The following is a 23427-nucleotide window of genomic DNA, read 5'->3' on the forward strand; positions in this document are numbered from 1 at the left end:
TATCCTTAGTCAAAAACAACCAGATCACAGATATAACACATACTTAATCTTGATACGCATATAGATGAAAACTATATCTTAGAACAACAAATTAGTTTAATACTATTGATTTTTAAGCGTTTGTTCGAAGAGTTTAAATACCCTTTTGTATTCATCAGTCCAGCTACTGGGAATCACAAAGCCATGATCTTCAACAGGATAAACCGCAAGCTCCCAATTGTTTTTTCCCAATTCAATCAACCGCTGCGAAAGTCTTACCACATCCTGAAAATGTACATTTACATCAACCATCCCGTGACACATGAGTAAATGCCCCCTAAGTCCTTCAGCAAAATAGATTGGAGAACTTTGTTTATATGCCTTTTCGTCATTAAAAGGCTCATTTAAAATATTCGAAGTATAACCCTGGCTATAATGTGCCCAATCCGTAACCGACCTTAAAGCCGCTCCACTTGAAAAAACATCTCCCTCTTTAAATAACCCCATCAAAGTGATAAAACCTCCGTATGAGCCTCCATATAACCCCACATGCTTAGGATTCACCCCGTAATTATCAACAAGCATCTTAACACCATCCACCTGATCAGTCAGATCCTTTCCTCCCATATGCCTGTAAATACCTGTCCTATGATTTCTTCCATAACCAGCACTTGCTGTATAATCAATATCAATTACAGTGTACCCGTTGTCTGCAAGCATATTATTAAACATATACTCCCTTGAATATTGGCTCCACCAATAATGTACGTTTTGTAAATACCCGGCGCCATGCACAAAAACAACTGCAGGGCGGTTAGGGTGAGGGATCTTTGCGGGATAAACTCTGGCATACACATCATCTCCGTATCTGTTTTTAAAAACAACGAGATCCGGTGTACGCCATGGATAAGAATCAAATTCTGCCGTTGTAGATCTGGTCATCCTTACCGCTTTTGCTCCAGCTTTATTAGGTTGTAAATACAACTCCCAAGGCTTATTCATGTAGGAGTAATTAATAGCCAGCCATTTTTCATCCGGAGATAGCAGCACCTCATTCCCACCTTTCATACTAGTTAACTGCTCCATTTTTCCACCATCAGTACTCAACTTATAGAAATGGGTAATTCCCGGATGCTCTTTATTTGCTTTAAAATAAAAGTACTTCTTGTCTTTTGAAAGTTGTAATTCCTGTACCTCCCATTTACCCGAGGTAAGTTGCTTTTTCTCCCCGGAGTGTACGTTGGCAACATAGATATGAGCATATCCACTTGCTTCACTTCTGTAATAAATCCGATCTTCATCTAACCATGAAACCTCTCCAACTCCCGGCCCACCTATCCAGGCTTCATCACGCTGTCTATCAATATTCTCAAGCTTTCCTGTGCTCGCGTCCAGCTTTAGCAACCACAAATCCTTATTATCCTGAGCTAGAGCAATCATTACAGCAGCAGAGGCTTTCTCATTCCAATACGGCCCCTTTAAGTCAATGCTTCGATCTACATTTCTTTCTTTACGCTCCTCTAGCTCTGATGGATAATCCTTTAGATAATCAGGGAGGTCCTTTATCCCCGGAATCCCTCGTATTTTAATTTTGTAAGTCGTATCGTTATTAACATCATACACATAATTTTCCGATGATGGCAGAAGACTTCCGACCTTTGTTCTAGCAACAAGGTCTTCAGTATAACCAGACGCTGTAACATAATTGGGTACAATTGTATTTTTCTCTCCCCGAGGACCAATACTGAGCTGATAAGAAATATAAGATGCATCCGGACTAACCACAATATTCTGAATCCCTTTTTCCCCAATATAAACGGGCTTCAACCTGCTGGTAGAGTCACGTTGAGCTCTCCGCCTAGATTTCTCCTTATTTTCTGTTCTGATTACTTCAAAAAGGGATTTTTGCTGCTGATTTAACCAGCTTCCCTGCTCACCTGAAGCTTTTTCTGCAGACTTATCTTCAGCCTTGACAAAATTAGTCAGCTGCTTTAATTCCGCGGTTTTAATATTAAGCTCAAAAACATTTTCATTCTTCTGGAAAACTATATGTCCATTGCGCAAAAAACGGGGATTACTTTCATACTCCAGGGTACTGGTTAGTCGTACCCCTTTTTTGTTTTTTACATCATAAGCGTAAATATCGCCTCCCTTTTCTGCAATACCCCAGGAACGACCTGAATTATACTCGTAATCCATTCCGACAGCCCTTTCAGCAGACTTTTTATCTGCTTTTTTAACTTTACCAGATGAAACATCCAATGCATAACATTCAGCTGTATCTTTTCTTTCTGGATTCCACTCAAAAAAAACGGTTTTGCTATCAGATGACCAACGGTAACCTGATGGAGAAGGGCCAATCCACTTCTGGTCTCTCATAATTTTCTCAACGGATAGCGGGCCCAGCTGCTGAGCGCCAGCAGAGGAAAATATAAAACATAAAAAGACCGTTAAATACCTCATCAATAAACTCTTTATCTGATAACCCTTCCTGTTTTGTCAATACTCACGGTAAATGGATTCAAATACTCCTCAATCAAAACAGCAAACTCCCTTCTGGAGATCGGTCTGTTCAAATCATAATTACCCTTAAAATGGTATTGCTTCTCCCATTTCTTTTTGACAAGCTCCTTCGTGCTTTCAGGAGACTTATTTCCGACCATAGAAACCAAACTAATTGTAGAGCCTATAGTCATCTTTTCCTCCTTATAGTCGTCAAACCAAATCTGAGCCTTATAATAAAATTCTTTTATAGGTTCCTTCACCTCTGCAGTCGTCACTTCCTGATCTGGCATAAAATTAGCCTGTCGGTTCGCAAATCCGGCTTTCAAAAAACCCGACAAGCCAACATACTGAATTGCAGTCCAATTTGGGTCACCAAATTCAATATCTGCAAAAGGAACTATTGCAAGTTTATAATTCAACAGTTCTTTCTGAACAATTTTAAGATCGGCAAGAGAGGTTTTTGTTTTAAAAAAAACCACATAAGCTGCAGTTGCACCTCCTGCCTGCCCGGCGGCAAGACTCTCATGCTTTCTATCCAGCATAATCAGATTTTCTTGTTCGGGAATCTGAAAATTGGATAAAGGAATAATATTCGCATTTGAATCCCCTAATTCATATCCTGCACTAAGACTCATTCTATAAAGATTATCATTGTAATTAAATGGCCTCCATAATTTTTGCTCTATGTCAGGCAGGTTTGTACCGTCTGCATTCACCAAAACCTCAGCTTTAATCGTCCTCCCATCAGCAAGTAAAACATTCCAGTTATTTCCGGAACGCTTAATTCGGGAGGGCTTTACACTTCGTATTACAGTAAGATTTTTAAGACTATCTACCCATACTTTAAGCACTTCATTTGCTCTGACCTGATCAATTAGAATTTTACCATTATTATCTGTAATTGCTTTTGAAACAGGCATTCTTTTCAAGAACTGAGCCTCAAGACCTGTGCTCATACTTTTGCCTGAGATTGAAACATTCAATCCCGATTTCTGAATCAACATTAATGTTTTAACCCCTGATATTGCCGATTGAAAGCCGGCTCCAATGGCATTACTCCCATTACCTATGACCAGCACTCCGGTTTTAATGGTTTGTCCTACTGCAATCTGTGTAAACACCGAAACCAACAAAACAATAAATAATCCCTTTTTCATCTGTATATTTAAGTCTTTATAATCTGTCAGATCAATTTAATGAATTTAATAAGCTCGCTATGGCCCAAATCTTCGACTCCGTTTTTGAAGCACAGCAAAGACATAAATATACGCTTAGAAACACCAATGCTGCGCAAAGAATTCAAAAATTAAAATCTTTAAAAGCCGCTATTGAAAAAAATGAGCCTCATATTTATGATGCACTGCAAAGTGATTTAAGAAAAAGTCAGTTCGAAGCAGCGGTAACAGAAGTGATATTTATTTATGGTGAAATTGATTTTGCTATAAAAAATCTGGGTAAATGGATGAAGCCAAAGCATGCAGGAAAAAGCATGGTCAGCTTGATGGCAAAAAATAGAATTTACTATGAACCAAAAGGTGTTTGTCTGATTATTTCACCCTGGAATTATCCTTTTCAGCTCATGATGTCTCCTTTGCTTTCAGCAATTGCAGCGGGTAACTGTGCCATATTAAAACCGTCTGAGTTAAGCCCTGCAACAAGCAACATTATAGGCAAAATAATAAAGGAATGCTTTGATGAACAGGAAATCTGTTGCTTTGAAGGCGACGTATCTGTATCTACAGCGCTGCTTAAATTGCCATTTGATCATATCTTCTTTACCGGAAGTCCGGCTATAGGTAGAATTGTGATGGAAGCTGCTGCCAAAAATTTAACATCGGTAACACTAGAGCTGGGAGGCAAATCACCTACAATAATCGATCAGGAAGCTAATCTTAAAAATGCAGCAGAAAAAATCGCATGGGGTAAACTGGTCAATGCCGGGCAGACTTGTATTGCTCCCGATTACGTATTGATCCCAGAAAACAGACAGGAAGAGTTTATCAGGGAATACAATATTGCAACCCAGCGAATGTTCTTTAAGAACCCACAGGAGATTAATGAAGATATTTATGCAAAAATCATTAATCACAAACATTTTAAGAGGATAATCGCTCTTATAGACGATGCGAGCGCTAAAGGAGCAAAAGTATCTTTAGGGGGGCAATATCAGGAGGAAGTTCAAACCATAAATCCAACAGTACTTACAAAGCTGCCGGCAAATGCCAATATTATGGAAGAAGAAATATTTGGCCCTGTTTTACCCCTTATAACCTATAATCTACTTGATGAAGCAATTGAAATAGTGAACAGCAAGAGTAAACCACTCGCTTTATATATATTTAGCGACAATGGTAAAAACACCCATCACATTATCAAAAATACCTCTGCCGGGGGGACTTGTATAAATGATGTCCTCATCCATATTTCCAATCCAAAACTCCCATTTGGAGGGGTAAATAGTAGCGGTATGGGAAGTTGCCACGGCATTTTTGGCTTTAAAACATTTTCTCATGAGAGATCTGTAGTTTTCCAGTCAGCAATGAATATGAGCAGCATGATTTATCCTCCATATGATGGTAAATCCTGGATCTTAAAACTATTAAAGAAAATCATGTAAGGCTAGCCAATCCTTACAGAAGTCATTGTCAAAGAACCTCCTACAGCTTTGTCATTAAACAAGGAAACATCTTCCTTAACATTCTGCAAACCAAGTGCATACATTAAAGGAAGGTAGTGCTCCGGTGTTGGAATAGCAAGCATAGCCGCAGCGCCTAAATTCTTATAGTTTGAAAGCTGCTGGTGCTCTTTGTTCAAGATCAGACTCTTGAATTTATCATTCATTTCCAAGGCCCAATCATATCCACCCCCATTGATCATTTCCCAGCTCATCATACGCAGGTTATGCACCATATTCCCACTCCCCAAAATCAAAACCCCTTTTTTACGTAATTGATATAGCTCCTTCGCCAGATTATAATGATAGTTAGCGTCTTTTGTATAATCAATGCTCAATTGCAATACTGGAATATTAGCCTCAGGATACATATGCCTTACAACCGTCCAGGCACCGTGATCAAGCCCCCAATCTTGATCAAGCTCAACAGTAGCACTATACACAAGTTCTGCAGTTTCCAATGCCAGAGCAGGGTCTCCTGGTGCGGGATATTGTACATCAAACAAAGCTTCTGGGAATCCACCGAAATCATGAATAGTTTTTGGGAAGTCCATTGCCGTTATATGTGTTCCATGGGTAAACCAGTGAGCAGAAACAACAAGAACTGCCTTTGGCTGTGGAATATCTTTTGCAACACCAGCCCATTTTGAACTAAATTCATTGTCTTCAATTCCGTTCATAGGGGATCCATGACCAATAAACAAAACAGGCATTAATGTATCCTGTAAAGGAAGTGCGCTGGTAAAATTATTGAACTGTGATAAATTTGACATCTCTTTAAAAATTAAAATCTTTGAAAAACAAAAATCTCGCATCATCATCCACCTGACAAATGCGAGATCCTTGCCTCCCTTGCTTTAAAAACAAGGCAGAATTTGTTACGTGTCTTCGCTCTTTTAAAAATAATTACTTAGCCTGAACAAATTGCAGGTTTACAGTAATTTTAATATCCTTAGCAATACCCGCTCCTGTTGGATCGTATTTAATGTTATAATCCATGCGGTTAATGTTTGTTGTTGCAGTAAAACCGGCTTTAGTGTTTCCTTTATCATCTTTAATAGTACCTCCATGAGTTACCGCAAATACAACGTTTTTAGTCACGTCACGGATAGTCAATTTTCCAGCTAATGCATAAGTATTACCTTTGATTTTTTTGAAAGCAGTACTTTCAAAAGTCATTTTTGGATATTTTTCCGCGTTAAAGAAATCATCCGTTTTAAGGTGATTATCTCTCATTTCAACATTTGTACTAATACTGTTTACATCAACTGTAAAATCAATTTTAGCATCTGTTAAATCTTCTTTAGCTGCAACAAATGAACCATCAAATTTTTTAAATCCTCCCTCAACAAATGAAATCCCTGTGTGTTTTACAGAAAAGTTCACAAATGAGTGCATTGGATCTACAGTCCATTTAGTTTGTGCGAATGACGCAACACTGATTGACAATGCAACCAGGAATAAAAATACTTTCTTCATAATCTTGAATAATTAAGTTACAAAGCTATAACGAATTTCTTGGGCAATTGTTGATCTATGATAAGAAATTGTAAGCTTAGCGCTTTATTTCAGCTACCTAATAAAGCAGATTAACCTTAACTTAGCCGTGTAATTAAACTGAAAATGAAGAATTATTTAACCATAATGCTTTGCCTATGCTTTATTTCAGCCTTTTCAGCAAAGCCAAAGCATCAATACGTAAAAATTAAAACAGAACAGGGCGAATGTATCATTCGTCTCTATAATGAAACACCTAAACATCGCGACAACTTTCTTAAGCTCACTAAAAAAGGCTCTTACAATGGGCTGCTTTTCCATAGGGTAATTAAAGATTTTATGATACAAGGTGGCGATCCCGACTCAAAAACAGCTACAAAAGGAAGTCTGCTTGGCGAAGGAACCGTAGGCTATACTGTCCCTGCGGAATTTAATGACAGTCTTTTTCATAAAAAGGGTGTCCTTGCTGCTGCCAGAGATGATAATCCGGAGAAAGCCTCTAGTGGCAGCCAGTTTTATCTGGTAAAGGGCAAAAAATTCACAGATGAACAGCTCGATGCGTTAGAGGCAAAACGTCTGAAATTTAAAATCCCTGAATGGCAGAGAGCGGTTTATAAAACCCTGGGAGGCACACCTCATTTAGACCGCAATTATACTGTCTATGGCGAAGTGGTAAAGGGAATCGAAATGATTGACAAGATTGCTGTTCTGGAAACAGATAGCAATAACAGGCCTCAGACCGATGTAAAGATGAACATTACAGTCATAAAACGTCGTGAAGCAAAAAAGCTTGAAAAAGAACTGAACAAACACGCAGAAATTATTAAAACCAAGTCTAAAACCGCATAAAAACTATTACAGATGAAGATTATATCTTATAACGTTAATGGCATTCGCTCTGCCTCTACTAAAAACTTTTTCGGATGGCTGCAAGCTACTGACGCCGACATGATCTGCTTACAAGAAGTAAAAGCACTGCCTTCACAAATCCCGGAAATCATTGGCTTAATAGAGCAACTTGGATACCATCATTACTGGTTTCCTGCAGAAAAAAAAGGTTACAGTGGTGTTGCCATCCTTACTCGCATCAAACCTAATCACGTGGAATACGGTTGCGGGGAAGAATGGATTGATAAAGAAGGAAGAATTCTAAGAGCAGATTTTGATGATTTCTCTCTGATGAGTCTTTACATGCCTTCAGGGTCAAGCGGTGATGAAAGACAGGTGAAAAAATATGAGTTCATGCGCTTCTTCGATACTTACATTGCAGAATTACGTAGTGAATTACCAAACCTGATCATTTCAGGCGATTATAACATCTGTCATACCGCTATAGATATTCATAATCCGAAATCCAATGCCAACTCTTCAGGCTTCCTGCCAGAAGAACGTGAATGGATGGAATTGTTTTTAAATAATGGCTTCATTGATACTTTCAGGCATTTTAATAAAGATCCACATCATTATACATGGTGGAGCTTCAGGGCCAATTCAAGATCAAAGAACCTGGGTTGGCGTATAGATTACCATCTTGCTACACAACCAATGTTAGAAAGACTTAAAAAAGTAACCATTCTTGCCGATGCGATTCATTCCGACCACTGCCCTGTTTTACTAGAACTAAACGTATAACCATGTCTGCATTACTTATTACCAATATTGGAACCTTAGTGGGTATACACCCACAGGATACATTGATGTTAAGGGGACAGCAAATGCAACAGCTTCCTACACTTGAAGATGCCTGGATTTTATGTGAGGACGGAAAGATTTCTGATTTCGGAAAGATGGAGCAATTGCCTGAACAGCTGCCTAATCACATTTCTACCCACGATGCGAAAAAAGGCTTCGTATTTCCTTCCTGGTGTGATTCCCATACACATATTGTATTTGCGGCATCTCGAGAAGAGGAATTTGTGATGAAAATAGATGGTAAAAGTTATGAAGATATCGCTGCTGCAGGAGGTGGGATATTAAACTCTGCAAAAAAAATGCAGTCTGAATCAGAAGATGCACTCTACCAATCTGCCGCACAGCGCCTTTCTGATATGATTAATCAGGGAACCGGAGCTGTAGAAATTAAAAGCGGTTATGGATTAAGTACCGATAGCGAACTTAAAATGCTAAGGGTTATCCAAAGATTAAAAAACAATTTTAATATCCCCATAAAGGCGTCATTCCTTGCTGCTCATGCCTATCCTCCAGAATACAAAAATGATCACGATGGATATATTAAGCTAATTATCGACGAAATGCTCCCAAAAATAGCAGCTGAGGGTCTGGCTGATTACATGGATGCCTTTTGTGAACAAGGGTTCTTTTCTGTTGATGATACAGATCGATTACTACAAGCGGGGGCAAAATATGGATTAAAACCAAAAATACATGCCAATCAACTTGCCGTATCAGGTGGAGTTCAGATTGGAGTAAAAAACCATGCTGTATCTGTTGATCATTTAGAAGCTACTGATCATGCAGTAATTGAAAGTCTGCAGTCCAGCAATACTATTGCTACGTTATTACCCTCTTGTTCTTTTTATCTAAATATCCCTTTCGCCAATGCCAGAGGGCTGATGAATGCGAACATTCCGGTTGCAGTAGCGACCGATTATAACCCAGGATCTACCCCATCTGGTAATATGAACCTCGTTGTATCCCTGGCCTGTATTAAGCTCAGAATGCGCCCAGAAGAAGCCGTTAATGCCGCAACTTTAAATGGAGCCGCCGCCATGGAATTAAGCGAAACAACAGGAAGCATTGCAAAGGGTAAAACGGCCAACCTGTTTATCACCAGGCCAATGTCTTCACTTGCCTTTTTACCTTATAGTTTCGGTCAGTCGCAAATACAGACGATCGTTTTAAATGGGAAAATAAGCTAATGAAAGCCCTTAAAATATATACCGCATCGGATATTGCTTCTATAACAAATTGTCGCGAAGGAGAGGTTAAAATCGGCGAAAAGGTACAATACATCCGCTCATTAGATGAAATACCCCATTCCAATGCTCCATTTGTTCTGATTGGAATCCCTGAAGATATTGGCGTTCGTGCAAATCATGGTATTGCAGGTGCTGCTTCGGCCTGGAAAATAGCCCTTAAAGCGCTATTAAATATACAAAGCACCTCTTTTTTCACTGGAGAAGAGTTACTTGTACTTGGTCATTTTGAGTTTCCAGATCCTGAAACCGACACCTTAGACCACTTACAACAAACGGTTTCAGAAATAGATGATACCGTATTTCCTGTTATTCAAAAAATAATTGAAGCCGGTAAAACCCCTATTGTTATTGGAGGTGGGCACAACAATGCTTATCCGATTATTAAGGGGACATCACTAGCAACAAAAACTTCAATCGATGTCATTAACATCGATGCGCATGCGGATTTACGGCCAACCAATGGAAGACATAGCGGCAATGGGTTCAGCTATGCAATAAAGGATGGTTTTTTAAGCAGATATGCGATTTTTGGACTGCATCAGAACTATAACAACAACTTTATATTACAAGCGATTCGTTTAAACCATCACATTTATCCGGTGTTTTTTGATGACTTGTTAAAAAGTGATCAACCAATTCTTTCTTCATGGAATGATCTTTTAAAAAAAACAGGACTAGTTACAGGCATGGAGCTCGATCTTGATTGCATAGAAAATGTGTTATCAAGCGCAATGACTCCATCAGGCTTCCATTTAAACGAAATCCGAAAGATCATCTTAACAACGAGTAAAAAATTTGCTTATTTACACATTTGTGAGGGTGCTGTTACCTTAATTGATGGAAGACACGATCAAAGTGTCGCAAAAACAGTCGCTTACCTTGTAAGCGATTTTATCAAGTCACAAAATAGTATGCACTAAAAGCAAAAGCTGCTGATCAAATGACCAGCAGCTTTGCTCTTACAATCTCCGTACAGTTAGCTTAGTACTTCAATACTTTAATCTCTGTGCGTCTGTTTGCCTGATGCTCATCCTCACTACACTTAACACCATTCCCACAATGATTCAGTAAGCGAGCCTCCCCATATCCCTTGGCGACCATCCTGCTACGTTCTATTCCTTTATTAACCAGGTAATTTACTGCAGCCTCAGCTCTTTGCTGAGAAAGACGTAAGTTGTAAGAATCTTTACCGCGACTATCAGTGTGAGAAGAAAGCTCAATTCTCAGTGTCGGGTTTTGCGACATTACATTTACCAGATTATCTAATATTCTTCCAGCCTCTTCCCTAATAAATGACTGGTCGAAATCGTAATGAATATTTTTAAGTACAAAAACAGCCCCTGCATCCAGGTTATTTACACCCAGTTTCAAAGTAACATATAACGTTTTACTCCTGTCCAATCCTTTAGTTGTTACACTTTCCGTTTGTGAAAACTTACCAGCCTGATTGGCTACAATATTATAATCAGACTGCTGCTCAAGCTGATAAACAAACTTTGCTTCTGCATCAGAGATTTGTGTCATATTCTTACTGTTAGAAGTATTGGTTAATACGGTACCAATACCTGGCAGCTTAGAATTATCATTTGCCTTAACCGTTTCTCCAATCAATGTAAACCTTGGATCATCATGATATATCTCCTTATAAATCAAATTATCAGACCTATCGAAATCAGGAATACCAATTGTTACAGGTTCAGCCGCAATTCCATTTTTTACAGCTGTAACCTGATAAACACCTTTCTCTGCAGCCTTTATCCGTTCCGCCTGTCCATCAACATTACTAATCGATGTATGATCAATACTATTGTGTGATATTTTCACAGTAACACCACTTAATGCCTGCCCTGTTTGCTTATCCTTAACCACCACCATTATATCTTTAGGGACCAGAATTACAGGGGCTACGGTCTTGGTAACAGGAATTACAGGCGTAGCTTTCCGTTTAGATCCAAATGTATATTTAACTCCAAGTCCTATATTAACTGCCTGTATAAATGTTTTTTGTGTAGTAGGTATTTCTTCATAATATGTATTTATGTTTGTAATTGCTCCTGCTTTTTCTATCAGCACGTCAGAAGTTGTCAGTGCTTGTTTTACTTCATACTTTGTGATATGAAATTCGCTGGAATCGCTACCTAATTTTTTTCCAAAGGTTCTTAAATAATCTGCTTGTGCAAAAAGGCCCCAATTATCATTCAGCGCATAAGATAAACGTAATCCACCCAAGCCCATAAAGGCTTTTGTGATCCGCTTAGGGTTATCAGTATAGTAAGTATCAAACATGTTCAATGCTGGTCCTACAGCCTGATTAATATAAATAGACTGCTTGTATTGAGGGAATCCCTGGAACAGCACTCCTCCTCGAAGAAAAGCCTCAAGGTCTAACTTACCAAACTTAGATTTGTAAGTAGGTCCAATACTAACCCCTATATGTTGAAAAGAGGCATGATTAATATAATCGGTAGCGATATACCCATTGTCAAAAAAGACACTATCGAATTTTCTGATATCATGGTTTAAAAAGCGTGCATCAATACCTATTCCCCACTTATTCCCTTTAAAATACTGATCAATCGCTAATCCACCAAAATAACCATTCTTAGCTCTTCCGATCTCATTTTTGTAATTGCCCATTGGCATACTAAAACCTCCAAATGCAGCGATTTGTAATCGCCCCCTATTGTCAGTAGAAGTCTCCTGCTTAGTTTGTGCCCACGTAAGTCCAGTTAATAAAACCGCAAATACCATAAATATTATCTTTTTCATAATGTTCTCCTTTAGTTTAAAATCAAACTATTTGGAGATATATCAGAAAGATTCATTATTTGTTACCCCCTGACAGTACAAATAAAAAAAGACCTATTAGTGGTCCTTAAAACCGATAAATCCGATCAGGGGTAATACAGGAATCCATTCTCACGTCATGTTCATTTATATCATCTATCCGATCAACGGGATCAAAAAATGAAAGCCCTATTTTAAACACGTCGATATCTTGTAAAAATCGGTCATAAAAGCCCTTCCCATAACCAACACGATAACCTTGTAAATCAAAAGCCAGCATCGGTATTAGCACCATATCTACACCCCCGGAATGAAGCTCCCCCATTTCAGGCTCCAGAATGCCATAAAGACTCTTTACAAGCCCCTTTCTCCCCTTATACACATAATTTATCATCAAAGAACTATTAAAGTCCGCTTTGGGCACTATAATACGTATCTCAGGATGATAAATCGTTAGCCAATCAATAATCAAAAAAGTATTCGGCTCATTTTTATCAGCAATTGGAAGAAAAACATGAATAACTTTAATTGAAGAAAGATCTAAAGAAGAAAAAAGATCCAGTAAACGCTTACTATAAGCATCAACATCTTCTTCAAAAAGTGTCTTTCTACGTAATCCTGCTATTTTTCTAATCTCTGCTTTTGTCATTTTAGTTTTAAATCGTAAGTCTTAGACTGCAATATTTTAAAATTCTTCCTACACAAAGTCCCATTACAATATTAAATAAAGTAAAATAATAACCACCCGAAGCAAAATGTTTTTTGCACCTAATTTTTGCACCCGAGAAAATTCAATATTGTGCTGAAGAGGCATAGGAAAATTTTGCCACAAGAGCGCAGCGAGGCAAAAGATTCCAGCCTCAGAGGCACATATTGAGTTTTCCCGCAAAAAAAGGCATAAAAAAAAGATGGCTTCGGGAACCACTCCGAAGCCACAATCAACCTAAACCTAAAACTAAACTATGAAAATTCTTATTTTACTCTTTCAACATAGTCACCATTGCGTGTATCAATCTTAACTTTATCGCCCTGATTGATAAACATTGGGACTTTTATTTCAACTCCTGTCTCTACAGTTGCATATTTCAATGCGTTTGTAGAAGTATCACCTTTAACTGCAGGCTCCGAGTACGTAACTTCTAATTCAACATGCGAAGGTGTCTGTGCCATAATCGGCTCTTCACTTTCAAATGCCACGATAACATTCATTCCTTCTTTCAAAAAGCGAATACTTTTACCAAACAACAATTTAGGAATATTAAACTGTTCAAAAGTATTGTTATCCATTACAACTAACGCCTCCCCATCTTCATATAAATACTGGTAATCGCTAGTTTCAACACGGCAAATCTCAACTTCTTCATCAACTCGGAATCTATATTCAACCAATTTACCGGTTTTAACATTCCGCATTTTAGCTTGATAAAAAGCCCGTAAATTTCCTGGCGTACGGTGTAAAAACTCTTCCACTTGTACCAATTCTCCGTTAAAACGAAGGATATTACCACTTTTTACTTCTGATGCTTTTGCCATTTCATTTTGAAATTTAGCCTAAACTTTCGGCCTTTTTTCGTGCCGCAAAGGTAAAGACTATTTTTTAATTACACAATAGTAATTTTAAAATATTTTTATAAAGGTATTTTAAGCTCTGAAAAGCCTCTTTCACACCCCATTTCAAATATAAAATTACTTATTTATAATTCGTCAAATGAACAAAATGGTTACAAAAGGAATACTCAGATTCTTGATTTGATCCGATAATCAGCATTCTTTCTTTCGAAAATTGTTCAATTAGCTGAAGATACCAAGCCATTCCCTGTTTATCCAGATTAGAGGTCGGTTCATCTAATAAAAGAACAGGAGTATCTGAACAGCAAGCAAGCACTAACTTAGTACGCTGCTTCATGCCCGATGAGAAGTATTTTAAAGCTTTGTCCTGCGATTTCTCCAATCCAAGAAGGTCTAACACCGCAGCGTCATCCATCCCTTTGTAGAAAGCTTTAAATTTAAAATGGAAACGAATAGTTTCCTGAAGTGTGAATTCTTCGATCAGATCCAGATAAGGTGCCGCAAAACTAATATCCCGATAAATCTCTTCTACCGGGATATCAGCATCAGCCTTATAACTTATTGACCCCTCAGATGGGGATAGATTGCCATGTAAAACACTTAGTAATGTTGACTTCCCAGAACCATTAGGCCCTAAAACAGCATATTTCTCTCCAGCAAGAAATTCATAGTTTACATTCCTGAAAATCCATTCCTGATTAAACCGCCGTCCAACGTTCCCTAAGCTGATTGTCATTTAATAAACACCTTAACTTCCAGAGCCAAAGCCTTTCATTACACCACGGTTTGAGTTCCTGATGAAATCTACGATCTCATCCCGGATTTCCGTAGGGGCAAATTCAGCTTCTATCATATCCAGAGCCTTGGTCACATTGTTATGCTTCACAAATAAAACCCTGTAAATCTCCTGTATCTCATTAATTTTTTCAGAAGAAAAACCTCTTCTTCTTAAACCAACAGAGTTAATTCCAGCGTAAGACAAAGGCTCTCTGGCTGCCTTAACATAAGGAGGAACGTCTTTTCGAACCAATGAACCACCAGTAACAAATGCGTGTGAACCGACCTTTACAAACTGATGTATTGCAACTAATCCTGCAAGAACCACGTAGTTCCCAATTGTAATGTGACCAGCCAGCGTTGTACTGTTTGAGAAAATACAATAATCTCCCACCTCACAATCATGAGCGATGTGCGAATAAGCCTGAATAAGACAGTTACTGCCAATAACAGTCTTCCACTTATCCTTTGTCCCACGATTAATCGTAACGCACTCTCTGATTGTTGTATTGTCACCAATTTCAGCAGTAGTCACTTCACCGGCAAATTTTAAATCTTGTGGCACACCCGAAATTACCGATCCAGGAAAAACCCTGCAGTTCTTACCTATCCTGGCACCGTCCATAATCACCACATTAGAGCCAATCCAGGTACCCTCACCTATCTCAACATCTTTATGAATTACAGCAAAAGGTTCAATAACTACATTATCGGCTATTTTTGCCTGAGGATGTATATACGCTAAGGGTTGTATCATGTAGTTTCGTTTTCTTTTACTTTTATGATTTGGGCCATCATTTCTGCTTCAACCACAACTTTTCCACCTACCATTCCGACACCTTTCATTTGTGCAATTCCACGTCTGATCGGCTCCATTAAGTCGCATCTGAAAACTATAGTGTCACCCGGAGAAACCTGTGCTCTAAAACGGACATTATCAATTTTAAGGAACAAGGTTAAATAATTTCTTGGATCAGGAACCGTGCTAAGCACCAATATCCCACCTGTTTGAGCCATTGCTTCAATCTGGATAACACCAGGAAAAACTGGTGCACCAGGGAAATGCCCCTTAAAAAATTCCTCATTCATCGTCACATTTTTCAAACCCACAACGTGGGTTTTACTTAATTCCAAAATTTTGTCAATAAACAAAAATGGCTGACGATGAGGAAGAATGTCCATAATCTGAACAATATCGTATAGCGGCTTAACATTAGTATCATACACATGCTGAACCTTTTTGTTCTTCTCCTTTTTGATAGCTGCTTTGATTTTTTTTGCAAAAGCCACGTTTGCGGCATGACCAGGTCTTGCCGCCATAATATGGCCTTTTAAATGAACACCAACAAGTGCAAGGTCACCAATCATATCCAGCAATTTATGTCTTGCAGGCTCATTCTGATGCCTCAATTCCATATTATTCAAAATGCCCTGAGGAGCAACTTCGATTGCTTTACGTTTGAATATTTTAGCAAGGTGATCTAGCTCTTCCTTAGTAACTTCTTTATCTACAATTACAATTGCATTATTCAAATCACCTCCTTTAATCAGGTTATTTTGCAATTGATATTCTAATTCATGCAAAAAACAAAATGTTCTGCAAGAAGCAATTTCTTTCTTAAACTCTGCAATACTAGAAATTCCAGCATGTTGACTACCCAATACAGGTGAATTATAGTCAATCATACAAGTGAACCTGTAATCATCTAAAGGCATTGCAACAATCTCAACCTTTCTATCAGGCTCAGTATAAGTTATATTGTGAGGAATTTGGAAATACTCTCTGTCCTGACTCTGTAAATGAACCCCGGCGCTTTCCAAAGCATCAAGAAACTGAATAGCACTGCCATCCATAATAGGAGTTTCAGGCCCATCAAGCTTCATCAATACGTTATCCAAATCCATCCCTACCAAAGAAGCCATAACATGCTCTACTGTACTTACGCTGGCTCCATTTTGAGAAATTGTAGTTCCTCTGGCAGTATCAGTAACATTATCGCAATCCGCATCTATAATCGGACTTCCAGGAAGGTCAATTCTTTGAAATTTGAACCCGTGATTTTCCGGAGCCGGACAAAATGTAAGCGTAACATTTGCTCCGGTATGCAGGCCAACGCCTTGTACCGAAACTTCGTTCTTTATGGTCTTTTGTTTAACGTTCATTATTATTTTGATATTGTACTGTTTTGTTCGATGATCAAGTTAAGCTCCTTAATTTTGGACTCAAGGCTGGCTATTCTTTTTTCAACGTTTGGCAATTGCTTAAAGATCACAGATGCACGCATCCAATCTCTTAAAGGCTGGGCAGGGCTGCCATGCCATTGTTTATTTTCTTCGGTTGTATTAAAGTTTATTCCTGCTTGTGCACCAATCTGTGTGCCCTTAGCCAGTGTAAGGTGACCGGCAATTCCAACTTGTCCGCCAATAAGCGCATTCTCGCCTACTTTTGTACTGCCCGAAATTCCAGTTTGTGCTGCTACAGCGCTATGTTCTCCCAAATCAACATTATGTGCAATCTGAATTAAATTATCTAGTTTAACACCTTTCCTGATAAAAGTAGAACCCATTGTGGCCCTATCAACAGCTGTATTTGCACCAATTTCTACATCATCCTCAATCACAACATTCCCAATTTGGGCAATTTTAGAATAAGTCCTGTCAGCCTGAGGGGCAAATCCAAAACCATCACTACCAATTACTGTATTCGAATGAATAATTACATTGTTACCTAAAACTGAACGATTGTAAATTTTTACCCCAGGATGTATACAGCATTTTTTTCCAATAATGCTATCGGCACCGATAAATACCTGAGCAGAAATCTTTGAACCATCCCCAATCTGTGCATTTTCGGAAACATAACTAAACGCTCCGATAAATACATTTTTACCTATTTTTGCTGATGGATGAATAAAAGAAGGTTGTTCTATACCAACCTGTGAATTATTTTGGTTCATTACCTCATTATACTTCTCCAATAAAACAGAGAAAGCACTATAGGGATCTGCAACACGGATCATTGTGCTGCTGACAGGCTGAGAAGGAGAAAAATCCTTTCTTACAATTACAACTGACGCATTTGTCAGATATAAATAGTTCTCGTACTTAGGGTTAGATAAAAAGCATAAAGAACCTTTCTTACCATTTTCTATTTTGGAAAGCTCACCAACCTGAACGTTTTCATCCCCTTCAATGGTACCATCTATAAACTCACTTATCTGCTTGGCAGTAAATTGCATTTTACAAAGTTATATGTTAAATTGATATGAACAAATAAACCTATTTAGGTTATTGACTACTTTTTATAGTCAACAGTATAAAAAACGGGATTAAATGCCAGTTATTTTGTTAAAAAGTGCTAAATAATTCTCGGATAGCACAGTATATGTTTCTTTACAGTTTTGTCTAAAGATTCTAAGTTAGATAAATCCGAGGCCTTTGCAATATCTATGATCGTATTGTTTTTCAACAGAATATTAATATTGCCAATTCCAGCATTGTACGCTCGATTTCTAATTATATCAGTAAACACAAAATAGCAAACATCCGTTTCATTTAAATTCAAAAATGCAGCCATTCGCTCACGCAAATCTCTCACACGGTTTTCATAAGGTTCATTATTGCTAATTTCTACCTTATAAAGATTCCTTTGTGTAAGCATTGCACAAAGTTTCGATAAAATATTATCAGAATGATCAACCCATACTTTTACGGAAGCAAAAATATCCTGATCATCTAATTTTGAGAATTGCAATAAATGATCTTCTGTCGAGAAAAAATCAATTTCAGCAATATCGTTTTTTAAAAAATGTTGCAACGCCGGAGTAGCAAATAGAATTTCACCATTTGATGCAAGTTTTTTCGCCCGTTCCAAAATCTTTACCAGCAACATCTCACCAGCAATTACCGTTTTATGTAAATAAACCTGCCAGTACATCAATCTTCTGGCAATAAGAAACTTCTCAATCGAGTAAATCCCCTTTTCTTCAATCACAAGTTGATTATCCAGTACATTAAACATCTTAATGATACGATCAAAGCTAATTACCCCCTCACTAACTCCGGTAAAGAAACTATCACGGTTCAGATAATCCATTCTATCCAAATCCAGCTGACTGGAAACCAGCTGAGGAAGAAAGTGTTTATGATAATCCCCTTTAAAAATGTTAATAGCAAGAGTCAGGCGCCCCTCGAACTCCACATTTAGCTTTTCCATCATAAACATGGAAATATCCTCATGTTTGATCCCATTCACCAAGGTGTGCTCCAGCGCATGAGAAAAAGGCCCATGCCCAATGTCATGCAACAAAATCGCAATCGTAGCAGCCTCTTCTTCTTCAACGGTAATCTCATGCCCTTTTCCTCTTAGGACTTCAATAGCAAGGCTCATCAGGTGCATCGCGCCTAAAGCATGATGAAACCTGGTGTGCAAAGCTCCCGGATATACAAGATGGGTCATCCCTAACTGCTTGATATACCTTAGTCTTTGAAAATATGGATGTGAAATCAGATCAAATACAACTTCAGAAGGAATATTTATGAAGCCGTATACCGGATCATTGATGATTTTCTTTTTGTTCAAGACTTAAAAATAAATTATACGGTACAAAAATTGCTATTTTTATCCACAACTAAGAAAGAGATGACTCTTTTTGAGGAATTATTTTTACAGTATACACATACTATGATGCAAGAAACAAAGATTCTTTGGGCCGACGATGAGATCAACTTATTAAAACCACATATATTATTATTGAACGAAAAAGGATATCATGTGACCACTTTTACAAATGGTAATGATGCCCTTGAAGCATTTGGGAAGGAACATTTCGACTTGGTTTTTCTTGATGAAAACATGCCAGGCTTAAGTGGGCTGGAAACCTTGACGGCCATTAAAAACATTAGAAATGATGTCCCTGTAGTACTCATTACTAAAAGTGAAGAAGAAAACCTGATGGAAGATGCCATCGGTTCCAAAATAGATGATTACTTAATTAAACCAGTGAACCCTAAACAGGTTTTACTGACCATTAAAAAGATCATTGACAACAAAAGATTGGTAAGTGAAAAAACTTCTATGGCTTATCAGCAAGACTTCAGACGTTTGGGCATGACGCTTAACGACAAACTAAGTTATGAAGAATGGGTAGATGTTTACAAAAAGCTTGTGTTCTGGGAATTGGAACTAGAGAAGCTGGATGATCCTCAGATGCATGAAATCTTAACGATGCAAAAATCTGAAGCCAATACTCAGTTTTCGAAATTTGTTGAAGACCATTACCTTGGATGGGTAAACAGAAAAGAGACTGCCCCATTGCTGTCTAACGACCTATTAAAGAAGAAAGTATTTCCACTGATCAACAGCACTACTCCCGTTTTCTTTATTTTGATTGACAACCTACGTTATGACCAATGGCGAATTATCAATCCATTAATTACAGAATTCTTTAGAATGGATGAAGAAGACACTTATTCAAGCATCTTGCCTACAGCAACACAATATGCAAGAAACTCTATTTTTTCAGGATTGATGCCATTGGAAATGGAAAAAAGATTCCCGGGACTATGGCAAAATGATGATGACGAAGGGGGTAAGAATATGCATGAAGGAACTTTCCTTGCTGACCAGATTAAACGTAGCCTGCGTAAGGACTGCAAGTTCAGCTACAACAAAATTCTGACTTATGATGATGGAAAAGCATTAAATGAGCAGGTAAATAATCTACTACAAAATGAATTTAATGCTATTGTATACAACTTTGTAGATATGCTTTCACATGCCCGCACAGATATGCAGATGATCAGAGAGCTGGCTAATGATGATGCGGCATATCGATCATTAACACTTTCATGGTTCGAGCATTCTCCCTTAATGGACTTGCTTAAAAAGATCTCTCAGAAGAAAGTGAAACTTGTAATCACAACAGATCACGGTACAATAAGAGTTAAAAACCCGAGCAAGGTAATCGGGGATAGAAATACCAATACCAACCTACGATATAAGCAAGGTAGAAACCTGAATTATAACGCAAAAGAAGTATTTCTGATTAAGAATCCACACGAAGCACAGCTGCCAAAGATCAATATCAGCTCTAACTATATCTTCGCCAAAGAGGACAAATATTTTGTTTATCAAAACAACTACAATCAGTTTGTAAACTATTATAATGAGACCTTCCAACATGGGGGGATATCACTTGAAGAAATGATTATACCTATTGCTACATACAGTTCAAAGTAAAGGATTTCCAGTAACTTTTAACCGAAATATTTAAATTTGCTGTAGCATGAATAGTATAAAAATTGAAGTTAACGGACTTCCAGAGCTAGAAAAGGCTGCAAAACAGATTGTCACCTTTGCAGGTGAAGAACAGATATTCATCTTCGATGGGGAAATGGGTGCTGGGAAAACGACATTAATCAAGTCACTTGCAAAAGCACTTGGTGTAACTGAAGTAGTAACGAGTCCTACATTTTCTATTGTTAATGAATATGAAGCAAACGGATATATTATCTATCATTTTGATTTTTATAGAATTAAAAATCTTCAGGAAGCGTATGACATCGGCTACGAGGAGTATTTTTATTCTGGAAATAAATGTTTCATAGAATGGCCTGCCAAAATAGAGTCTCTAATACCAGAACACTATATAAAAATTGAAATCAATGTAATAAATGAGAATACCCGTTTATTGTCTGTTTCGAAAAATTAAAATCAAACATGCTTAATTTCAGGTATTTTGCTTAAATTTCAGTCCAAATTATAACTAATAATGGCTACAGGATTACGCGAAGGTATGGCCTCTATTGCTCAAAAAGGTTTGATACAACCAAAAGAGGCAATGGCAAAAATAGATGAGAAGAATAACAGTTTGTATATTGGCATCCCAAAAGAGATTTCATTCCAGGAAAACAGGATTGCGTTAACTCCTCTTTCGGTAGCCCTTTTGGTAAACAATGGTCATAAAGTAATTATTGAAGCTGGCGCAGGGAATGGTGCAAACTTTTCAGACAATAATTATAGTGAACAGGGAGCGATCATCACTTTCAATAAAAAGGAAGTCTTCGATGCCGATATTATAGTCAAAATAGCCCCTCCAACAATTGAAGAAATAGCATTAATGCACAAAGGACAGACCCTTATTTCTGCCTTGCAAATGGGAAATCTTAAGGAATCCTATCTAAAAGCCTTATTAAGCAAAAAGATCAATGCACTTTGTTTTGAAAATCTGAGAGACGAGGGCAGTATATTAAGTGTAGTGCGCTCAATGAGCGAAATTGTTGGTGCAACTTCAATTCTTATAGCTGCAGAGTATCTGAGTAATGTAACTGGAGGAAAAGGCCTTATGCTTGGTGGCTTTACAGGTGTCCCCCCAACTGAAATTGTTATTCTAGGTGCAGGAACCGTAGGTGAATACGCTGCGCGTACCGCAATAGCTCTTGGCGCGGAGGTGAAAGTATTTGACAGCTCTCTTTATCGTCTCAGAAGATTGCAAAACAACCTTGGAACCCGTGTGTTTACATCCGTTATGCAGCCCATCGTACTAGATAAAGCCATTACCACCTGTGACGTAGTAATTGGTGCCATTCGTGCATCACATGGCAGAAGCCCATGTATTGTAATGGAAGAAACCGTGGCCCGCATGAAACCGAATTCTGTAGTTATTGATATCAGTATTGATCAGGGTGGTTGTTTTGAAACCTCTGAAGTTACAAATCATAAAGACCCTGTTTTCAGAAAGCATGATGTCATTCACTACTGCGTTCCTAATATTGCATCCAGAGTGCCAAGAACGGCCTCTTACGCATTAACTAATATCTTTACTCCCATCCTGGTAGATATAGGCGATATGGGCGGCCTGATGAATCTTGTATGGAGCAAACCTGGCATTAGGGAAGCACTATACATTTATCAGGGACATCTAACCAGCAAAGATCTGTCGAACATGTTTAATTTGCCATATAAAGACATAGAATTACTCGTAGCTGCAAATCAGTAACCCCTTATCGGCATGATGAAAAAAATCTTGCTACTTTTATTCGTCGCCTGTTATGTTTCTGTTTATGCACAAAAAAAAGAGCCAAATCCTCATGGGTTAAAGATAGAATCGCATGCAGATTATCTAAAATCCTGCAAAGAGAATACCAATCATCAATTGCTGGAACTCAAAAAGCATATCCCTGGGCTTGTACTAGATATCAAATATGCAACCACAGATAACTTTATGAAGCGCAGAATGTACCCCCAGGCTCGTGCATTTGCCCGAAAACCTGTAGTGTTACAATTGCAAAAAGTACAGGCGGAACTTAAGAAGAAGGGTTATGGACTAAAGGTTTTTGACGCCTACCGTCCTTACAGAATTACAGTTGCCTTTTATAGAGAGGCTTCAAATAAAGCTTTTGTAGCCAATCCAAATAAAGGGTCCAGACATAACCGTGGATGCGCAGTAGATCTTACTTTAATTGACCTAAAAACAGGCAAGGAGCTTAAGATGCCTACGGCTTATGACAGTTTTGCAGAACAAGCTTCAGTAACCTATAATAAGTTACCTCCTCAGGTTATAAAAAACAGGGAATTTCTTATCCAAACCATGAGGAAGTTTGGGTTCCGTGTATTAAAAAATGAATGGTGGCATTACGACTTTATTGGCTGGCAGACTTATAACCTGATGGACATTCCCTTTCAAAAATTATAGATTC

General features: G+C 38.1%; 21 protein-coding genes. 9 read left to right on the top strand and 12 right to left on the bottom strand.

The genetic code is table 11. From position 1 onward, the window contains the following. Nucleotides 1–102: 102 nt before the first annotated feature. Both ABDJ41_RS00475 and ABDJ41_RS00480 read right to left on the bottom strand, forming a co-directional pair. A complete protein-coding gene (locus tag ABDJ41_RS00475) occupies nt 103–2358 on the bottom strand; it encodes a S9 family peptidase (protein ID WP_349783765.1) in 2256 nt (751 codons plus the stop codon). Between the two features lie 95 nt (nt 2359–2453). Beyond that, on the bottom strand, nt 2454–3641 hold the full coding sequence (locus ABDJ41_RS00480) for an FAD-dependent oxidoreductase (protein WP_349783767.1): 1188 nt from the start codon (nt 3639–3641) through the stop codon (nt 2454–2456). A gap of 59 nt (nt 3642–3700) precedes the next feature. Here ABDJ41_RS00480 and ABDJ41_RS00485 point away from each other — a divergent pair, with 59 nt between their 5' ends. Then, complete coding sequence (locus tag ABDJ41_RS00485) at nt 3701–5101, top strand: aldehyde dehydrogenase family protein (protein ID WP_349783769.1); 1401 nt, start codon at nt 3701–3703, stop codon at nt 5099–5101. 2 nt (nt 5102–5103) lie between these two features. Here the strand turns inward: ABDJ41_RS00485 and ygiD are convergent, their stop codons facing one another. After that, entirely contained in the window at nt 5104–5931 is an 828-nt protein-coding gene (ygiD, locus tag ABDJ41_RS00490) for a 4,5-DOPA-extradiol-dioxygenase (RefSeq protein ID WP_349783770.1), read from the bottom strand. 133 nt (nt 5932–6064) lie between these two features. Continuing rightward, nucleotides 6065–6637, bottom strand: a complete 573-nt coding sequence (locus ABDJ41_RS00495; protein WP_349783771.1) for a YceI family protein — start codon at nt 6635–6637, stop codon at nt 6065–6067. Nucleotides 6638–6781: 144 nt separating this feature from the next. Here ABDJ41_RS00495 and ABDJ41_RS00500 point away from each other — a divergent pair, with 144 nt between their 5' ends. The 4 genes from ABDJ41_RS00500 to ABDJ41_RS00515 are packed head-to-tail and all read left to right on the top strand — an operon-like array spanning nt 6782 to nt 10514. Beyond that, complete coding sequence (locus ABDJ41_RS00500) at nt 6782–7504, top strand: peptidylprolyl isomerase (RefSeq protein ID WP_349783772.1); 723 nt, start codon at nt 6782–6784, stop codon at nt 7502–7504. Nucleotides 7505–7516: 12 nt separating this feature from the next. Beyond that, complete coding sequence (locus ABDJ41_RS00505; RefSeq protein ID WP_349783773.1) at nt 7517–8287, top strand: exodeoxyribonuclease III; 771 nt, start codon at nt 7517–7519, stop codon at nt 8285–8287. Nucleotides 8288–8289: 2 nt separating this feature from the next. Further along, the gene (gene hutI / locus ABDJ41_RS00510) at nt 8290–9534 is read left to right on the top strand and encodes an imidazolonepropionase (RefSeq protein WP_349783774.1); all 1245 of its coding nucleotides are present in this window, start codon (nt 8290–8292) and stop codon (nt 9532–9534) included. Then, nucleotides 9534–10514: a formimidoylglutamase gene (locus ABDJ41_RS00515; RefSeq protein WP_349783775.1), complete on the top strand. Its 981-nt coding sequence runs from the start codon at nt 9534–9536 to the stop codon at nt 10512–10514. The genes hutI and ABDJ41_RS00515 overlap by 1 nt, the downstream gene beginning before the upstream one ends. A gap of 61 nt (nt 10515–10575) precedes the next feature. Here ABDJ41_RS00515 and ABDJ41_RS00520 read toward each other — a convergent pair whose 3' ends face one another. The 8 genes from ABDJ41_RS00520 to ABDJ41_RS00555 form a co-directional block, all read right to left on the bottom strand. Further along, on the bottom strand, nt 10576–12363 hold the full coding sequence (locus ABDJ41_RS00520) for an OmpA family protein (protein WP_349783776.1): 1788 nt from the start codon (nt 12361–12363) through the stop codon (nt 10576–10578). Between the two features lie 106 nt (nt 12364–12469). Continuing rightward, the gene (locus tag ABDJ41_RS00525) at nt 12470–13030 is read right to left on the bottom strand and encodes a 5-formyltetrahydrofolate cyclo-ligase (RefSeq protein ID WP_349783777.1); all 561 of its coding nucleotides are present in this window, start codon (nt 13028–13030) and stop codon (nt 12470–12472) included. Between the two features lie 323 nt (nt 13031–13353). Then, nucleotides 13354–13914 (bottom strand): elongation factor P, encoded by a 561-nt coding sequence (efp, locus tag ABDJ41_RS00530; RefSeq protein WP_349783778.1) that lies wholly within the window; start codon nt 13912–13914, stop codon nt 13354–13356. A 157-nt stretch (nt 13915–14071) separates the two neighbouring features. Then, a complete protein-coding gene (locus ABDJ41_RS00535; RefSeq protein WP_349783779.1) occupies nt 14072–14686 on the bottom strand; it encodes an ABC transporter ATP-binding protein in 615 nt (204 codons plus the stop codon). Between the two features lie 12 nt (nt 14687–14698). Continuing rightward, the gene (gene lpxA / locus ABDJ41_RS00540; RefSeq protein ID WP_074611404.1) at nt 14699–15484 is read right to left on the bottom strand and encodes an acyl-ACP--UDP-N-acetylglucosamine O-acyltransferase; all 786 of its coding nucleotides are present in this window, start codon (nt 15482–15484) and stop codon (nt 14699–14701) included. Beyond that, nucleotides 15481–16890 carry a bifunctional UDP-3-O-[3-hydroxymyristoyl] N-acetylglucosamine deacetylase/3-hydroxyacyl-ACP dehydratase gene (locus ABDJ41_RS00545; protein ID WP_349783780.1) on the bottom strand — a complete coding sequence of 470 codons (1410 nt, stop codon included), beginning with the start codon at nt 16888–16890 and terminating at the stop codon, nt 15481–15483. Before ABDJ41_RS00545 ends, lpxA begins: the two co-directional genes overlap by 4 nt. Before the next feature lie 2 nt (nt 16891–16892). Next, the gene (gene lpxD / locus ABDJ41_RS00550; RefSeq protein WP_349783781.1) at nt 16893–17966 is read right to left on the bottom strand and encodes a UDP-3-O-(3-hydroxymyristoyl)glucosamine N-acyltransferase; all 1074 of its coding nucleotides are present in this window, start codon (nt 17964–17966) and stop codon (nt 16893–16895) included. A 119-nt stretch (nt 17967–18085) separates the two neighbouring features. Next, nucleotides 18086–19309, bottom strand: a complete 1224-nt coding sequence (locus ABDJ41_RS00555; RefSeq protein WP_349783782.1) for an HD domain-containing protein — start codon at nt 19307–19309, stop codon at nt 18086–18088. Nucleotides 19310–19414: 105 nt separating this feature from the next. On the opposite strand from ABDJ41_RS00555, the gene porX reads away from it, so the two are divergent. Genes porX through ABDJ41_RS00575 form a run of 4 tightly spaced genes read left to right on the top strand, consistent with a single transcriptional unit; the run spans nt 19415 to nt 23423 of the window. Beyond that, nucleotides 19415–20968, top strand: a complete 1554-nt coding sequence (gene porX, locus ABDJ41_RS00560) for a T9SS response regulator signal transducer PorX (RefSeq protein WP_349784720.1) — start codon at nt 19415–19417, stop codon at nt 20966–20968. A 46-nt stretch (nt 20969–21014) separates the two neighbouring features. Continuing rightward, on the top strand, nt 21015–21440 hold the full coding sequence (gene tsaE / locus ABDJ41_RS00565; protein ID WP_349783783.1) for a tRNA (adenosine(37)-N6)-threonylcarbamoyltransferase complex ATPase subunit type 1 TsaE: 426 nt from the start codon (nt 21015–21017) through the stop codon (nt 21438–21440). A gap of 60 nt (nt 21441–21500) precedes the next feature. After that, nucleotides 21501–22727 carry an alanine dehydrogenase gene (locus tag ABDJ41_RS00570; protein WP_349783784.1) on the top strand — a complete coding sequence of 409 codons (1227 nt, stop codon included), beginning with the start codon at nt 21501–21503 and terminating at the stop codon, nt 22725–22727. 12 nt (nt 22728–22739) lie between these two features. Beyond that, nucleotides 22740–23423, top strand: coding sequence for a M15 family metallopeptidase (locus ABDJ41_RS00575; protein ID WP_349783785.1), 684 nt, complete (start codon nt 22740–22742; stop codon nt 23421–23423). Nucleotides 23424–23427 lie beyond the last annotated feature (4 nt).

The sequence above is a fragment of the Pedobacter sp. ASV1-7 genome (assembly GCF_040203335.1).
Lineage (GTDB): Bacteria > Bacteroidota > Bacteroidia > Sphingobacteriales > Sphingobacteriaceae > Pedobacter.

Coding starts and splice junctions, on each gene's coding strand:
- lpxA (WP_074611404.1), bottom strand. CDS start 15,484: ATGATACAACCCTTAGCGTATATACATCCTCAGGCAAAAATAGCCGAT.
- ABDJ41_RS00520 (WP_349783776.1), bottom strand. CDS start 12,363: ATGAAAAAGATAATATTTATGGTATTTGCGGTTTTATTAACTGGACTT.
- ABDJ41_RS00500 (WP_349783772.1), top strand. CDS start 6,782: ATGAAGAATTATTTAACCATAATGCTTTGCCTATGCTTTATTTCAGCC.
- ABDJ41_RS00495 (WP_349783771.1), bottom strand. CDS start 6,637: ATGAAGAAAGTATTTTTATTCCTGGTTGCATTGTCAATCAGTGTTGCG.
- ABDJ41_RS00525 (WP_349783777.1), bottom strand. CDS start 13,030: ATGACAAAAGCAGAGATTAGAAAAATAGCAGGATTACGTAGAAAGACA.
- ABDJ41_RS00575 (WP_349783785.1), top strand. CDS start 22,740: ATGATGAAAAAAATCTTGCTACTTTTATTCGTCGCCTGTTATGTTTCT.
- ABDJ41_RS00480 (WP_349783767.1), bottom strand. CDS start 3,641: ATGAAAAAGGGATTATTTATTGTTTTGTTGGTTTCGGTGTTTACACAG.
- ABDJ41_RS00475 (WP_349783765.1), bottom strand. CDS start 2,358: ATGAGAGACCAGAAGTGGATTGGCCCTTCTCCATCAGGTTACCGTTGG.
- ABDJ41_RS00570 (WP_349783784.1), top strand. CDS start 21,501: ATGGCTACAGGATTACGCGAAGGTATGGCCTCTATTGCTCAAAAAGGT.
- porX (WP_349784720.1), top strand. CDS start 19,415: ATGCAAGAAACAAAGATTCTTTGGGCCGACGATGAGATCAACTTATTA.
- ABDJ41_RS00505 (WP_349783773.1), top strand. CDS start 7,517: ATGAAGATTATATCTTATAACGTTAATGGCATTCGCTCTGCCTCTACT.
- lpxD (WP_349783781.1), bottom strand. CDS start 17,966: ATGCAATTTACTGCCAAGCAGATAAGTGAGTTTATAGATGGTACCATT.
- ABDJ41_RS00535 (WP_349783779.1), bottom strand. CDS start 14,686: ATGACAATCAGCTTAGGGAACGTTGGACGGCGGTTTAATCAGGAATGG.
- hutI (WP_349783774.1), top strand. CDS start 8,290: ATGTCTGCATTACTTATTACCAATATTGGAACCTTAGTGGGTATACAC.
- ABDJ41_RS00545 (WP_349783780.1), bottom strand. CDS start 16,890: ATGAACGTTAAACAAAAGACCATAAAGAACGAAGTTTCGGTACAAGGC.
- ABDJ41_RS00515 (WP_349783775.1), top strand. CDS start 9,534: ATGAAAGCCCTTAAAATATATACCGCATCGGATATTGCTTCTATAACA.
- tsaE (WP_349783783.1), top strand. CDS start 21,015: ATGAATAGTATAAAAATTGAAGTTAACGGACTTCCAGAGCTAGAAAAG.
- ABDJ41_RS00485 (WP_349783769.1), top strand. CDS start 3,701: ATGGCCCAAATCTTCGACTCCGTTTTTGAAGCACAGCAAAGACATAAA.
- ygiD (WP_349783770.1), bottom strand. CDS start 5,931: ATGTCAAATTTATCACAGTTCAATAATTTTACCAGCGCACTTCCTTTA.
- efp (WP_349783778.1), bottom strand. CDS start 13,914: ATGGCAAAAGCATCAGAAGTAAAAAGTGGTAATATCCTTCGTTTTAAC.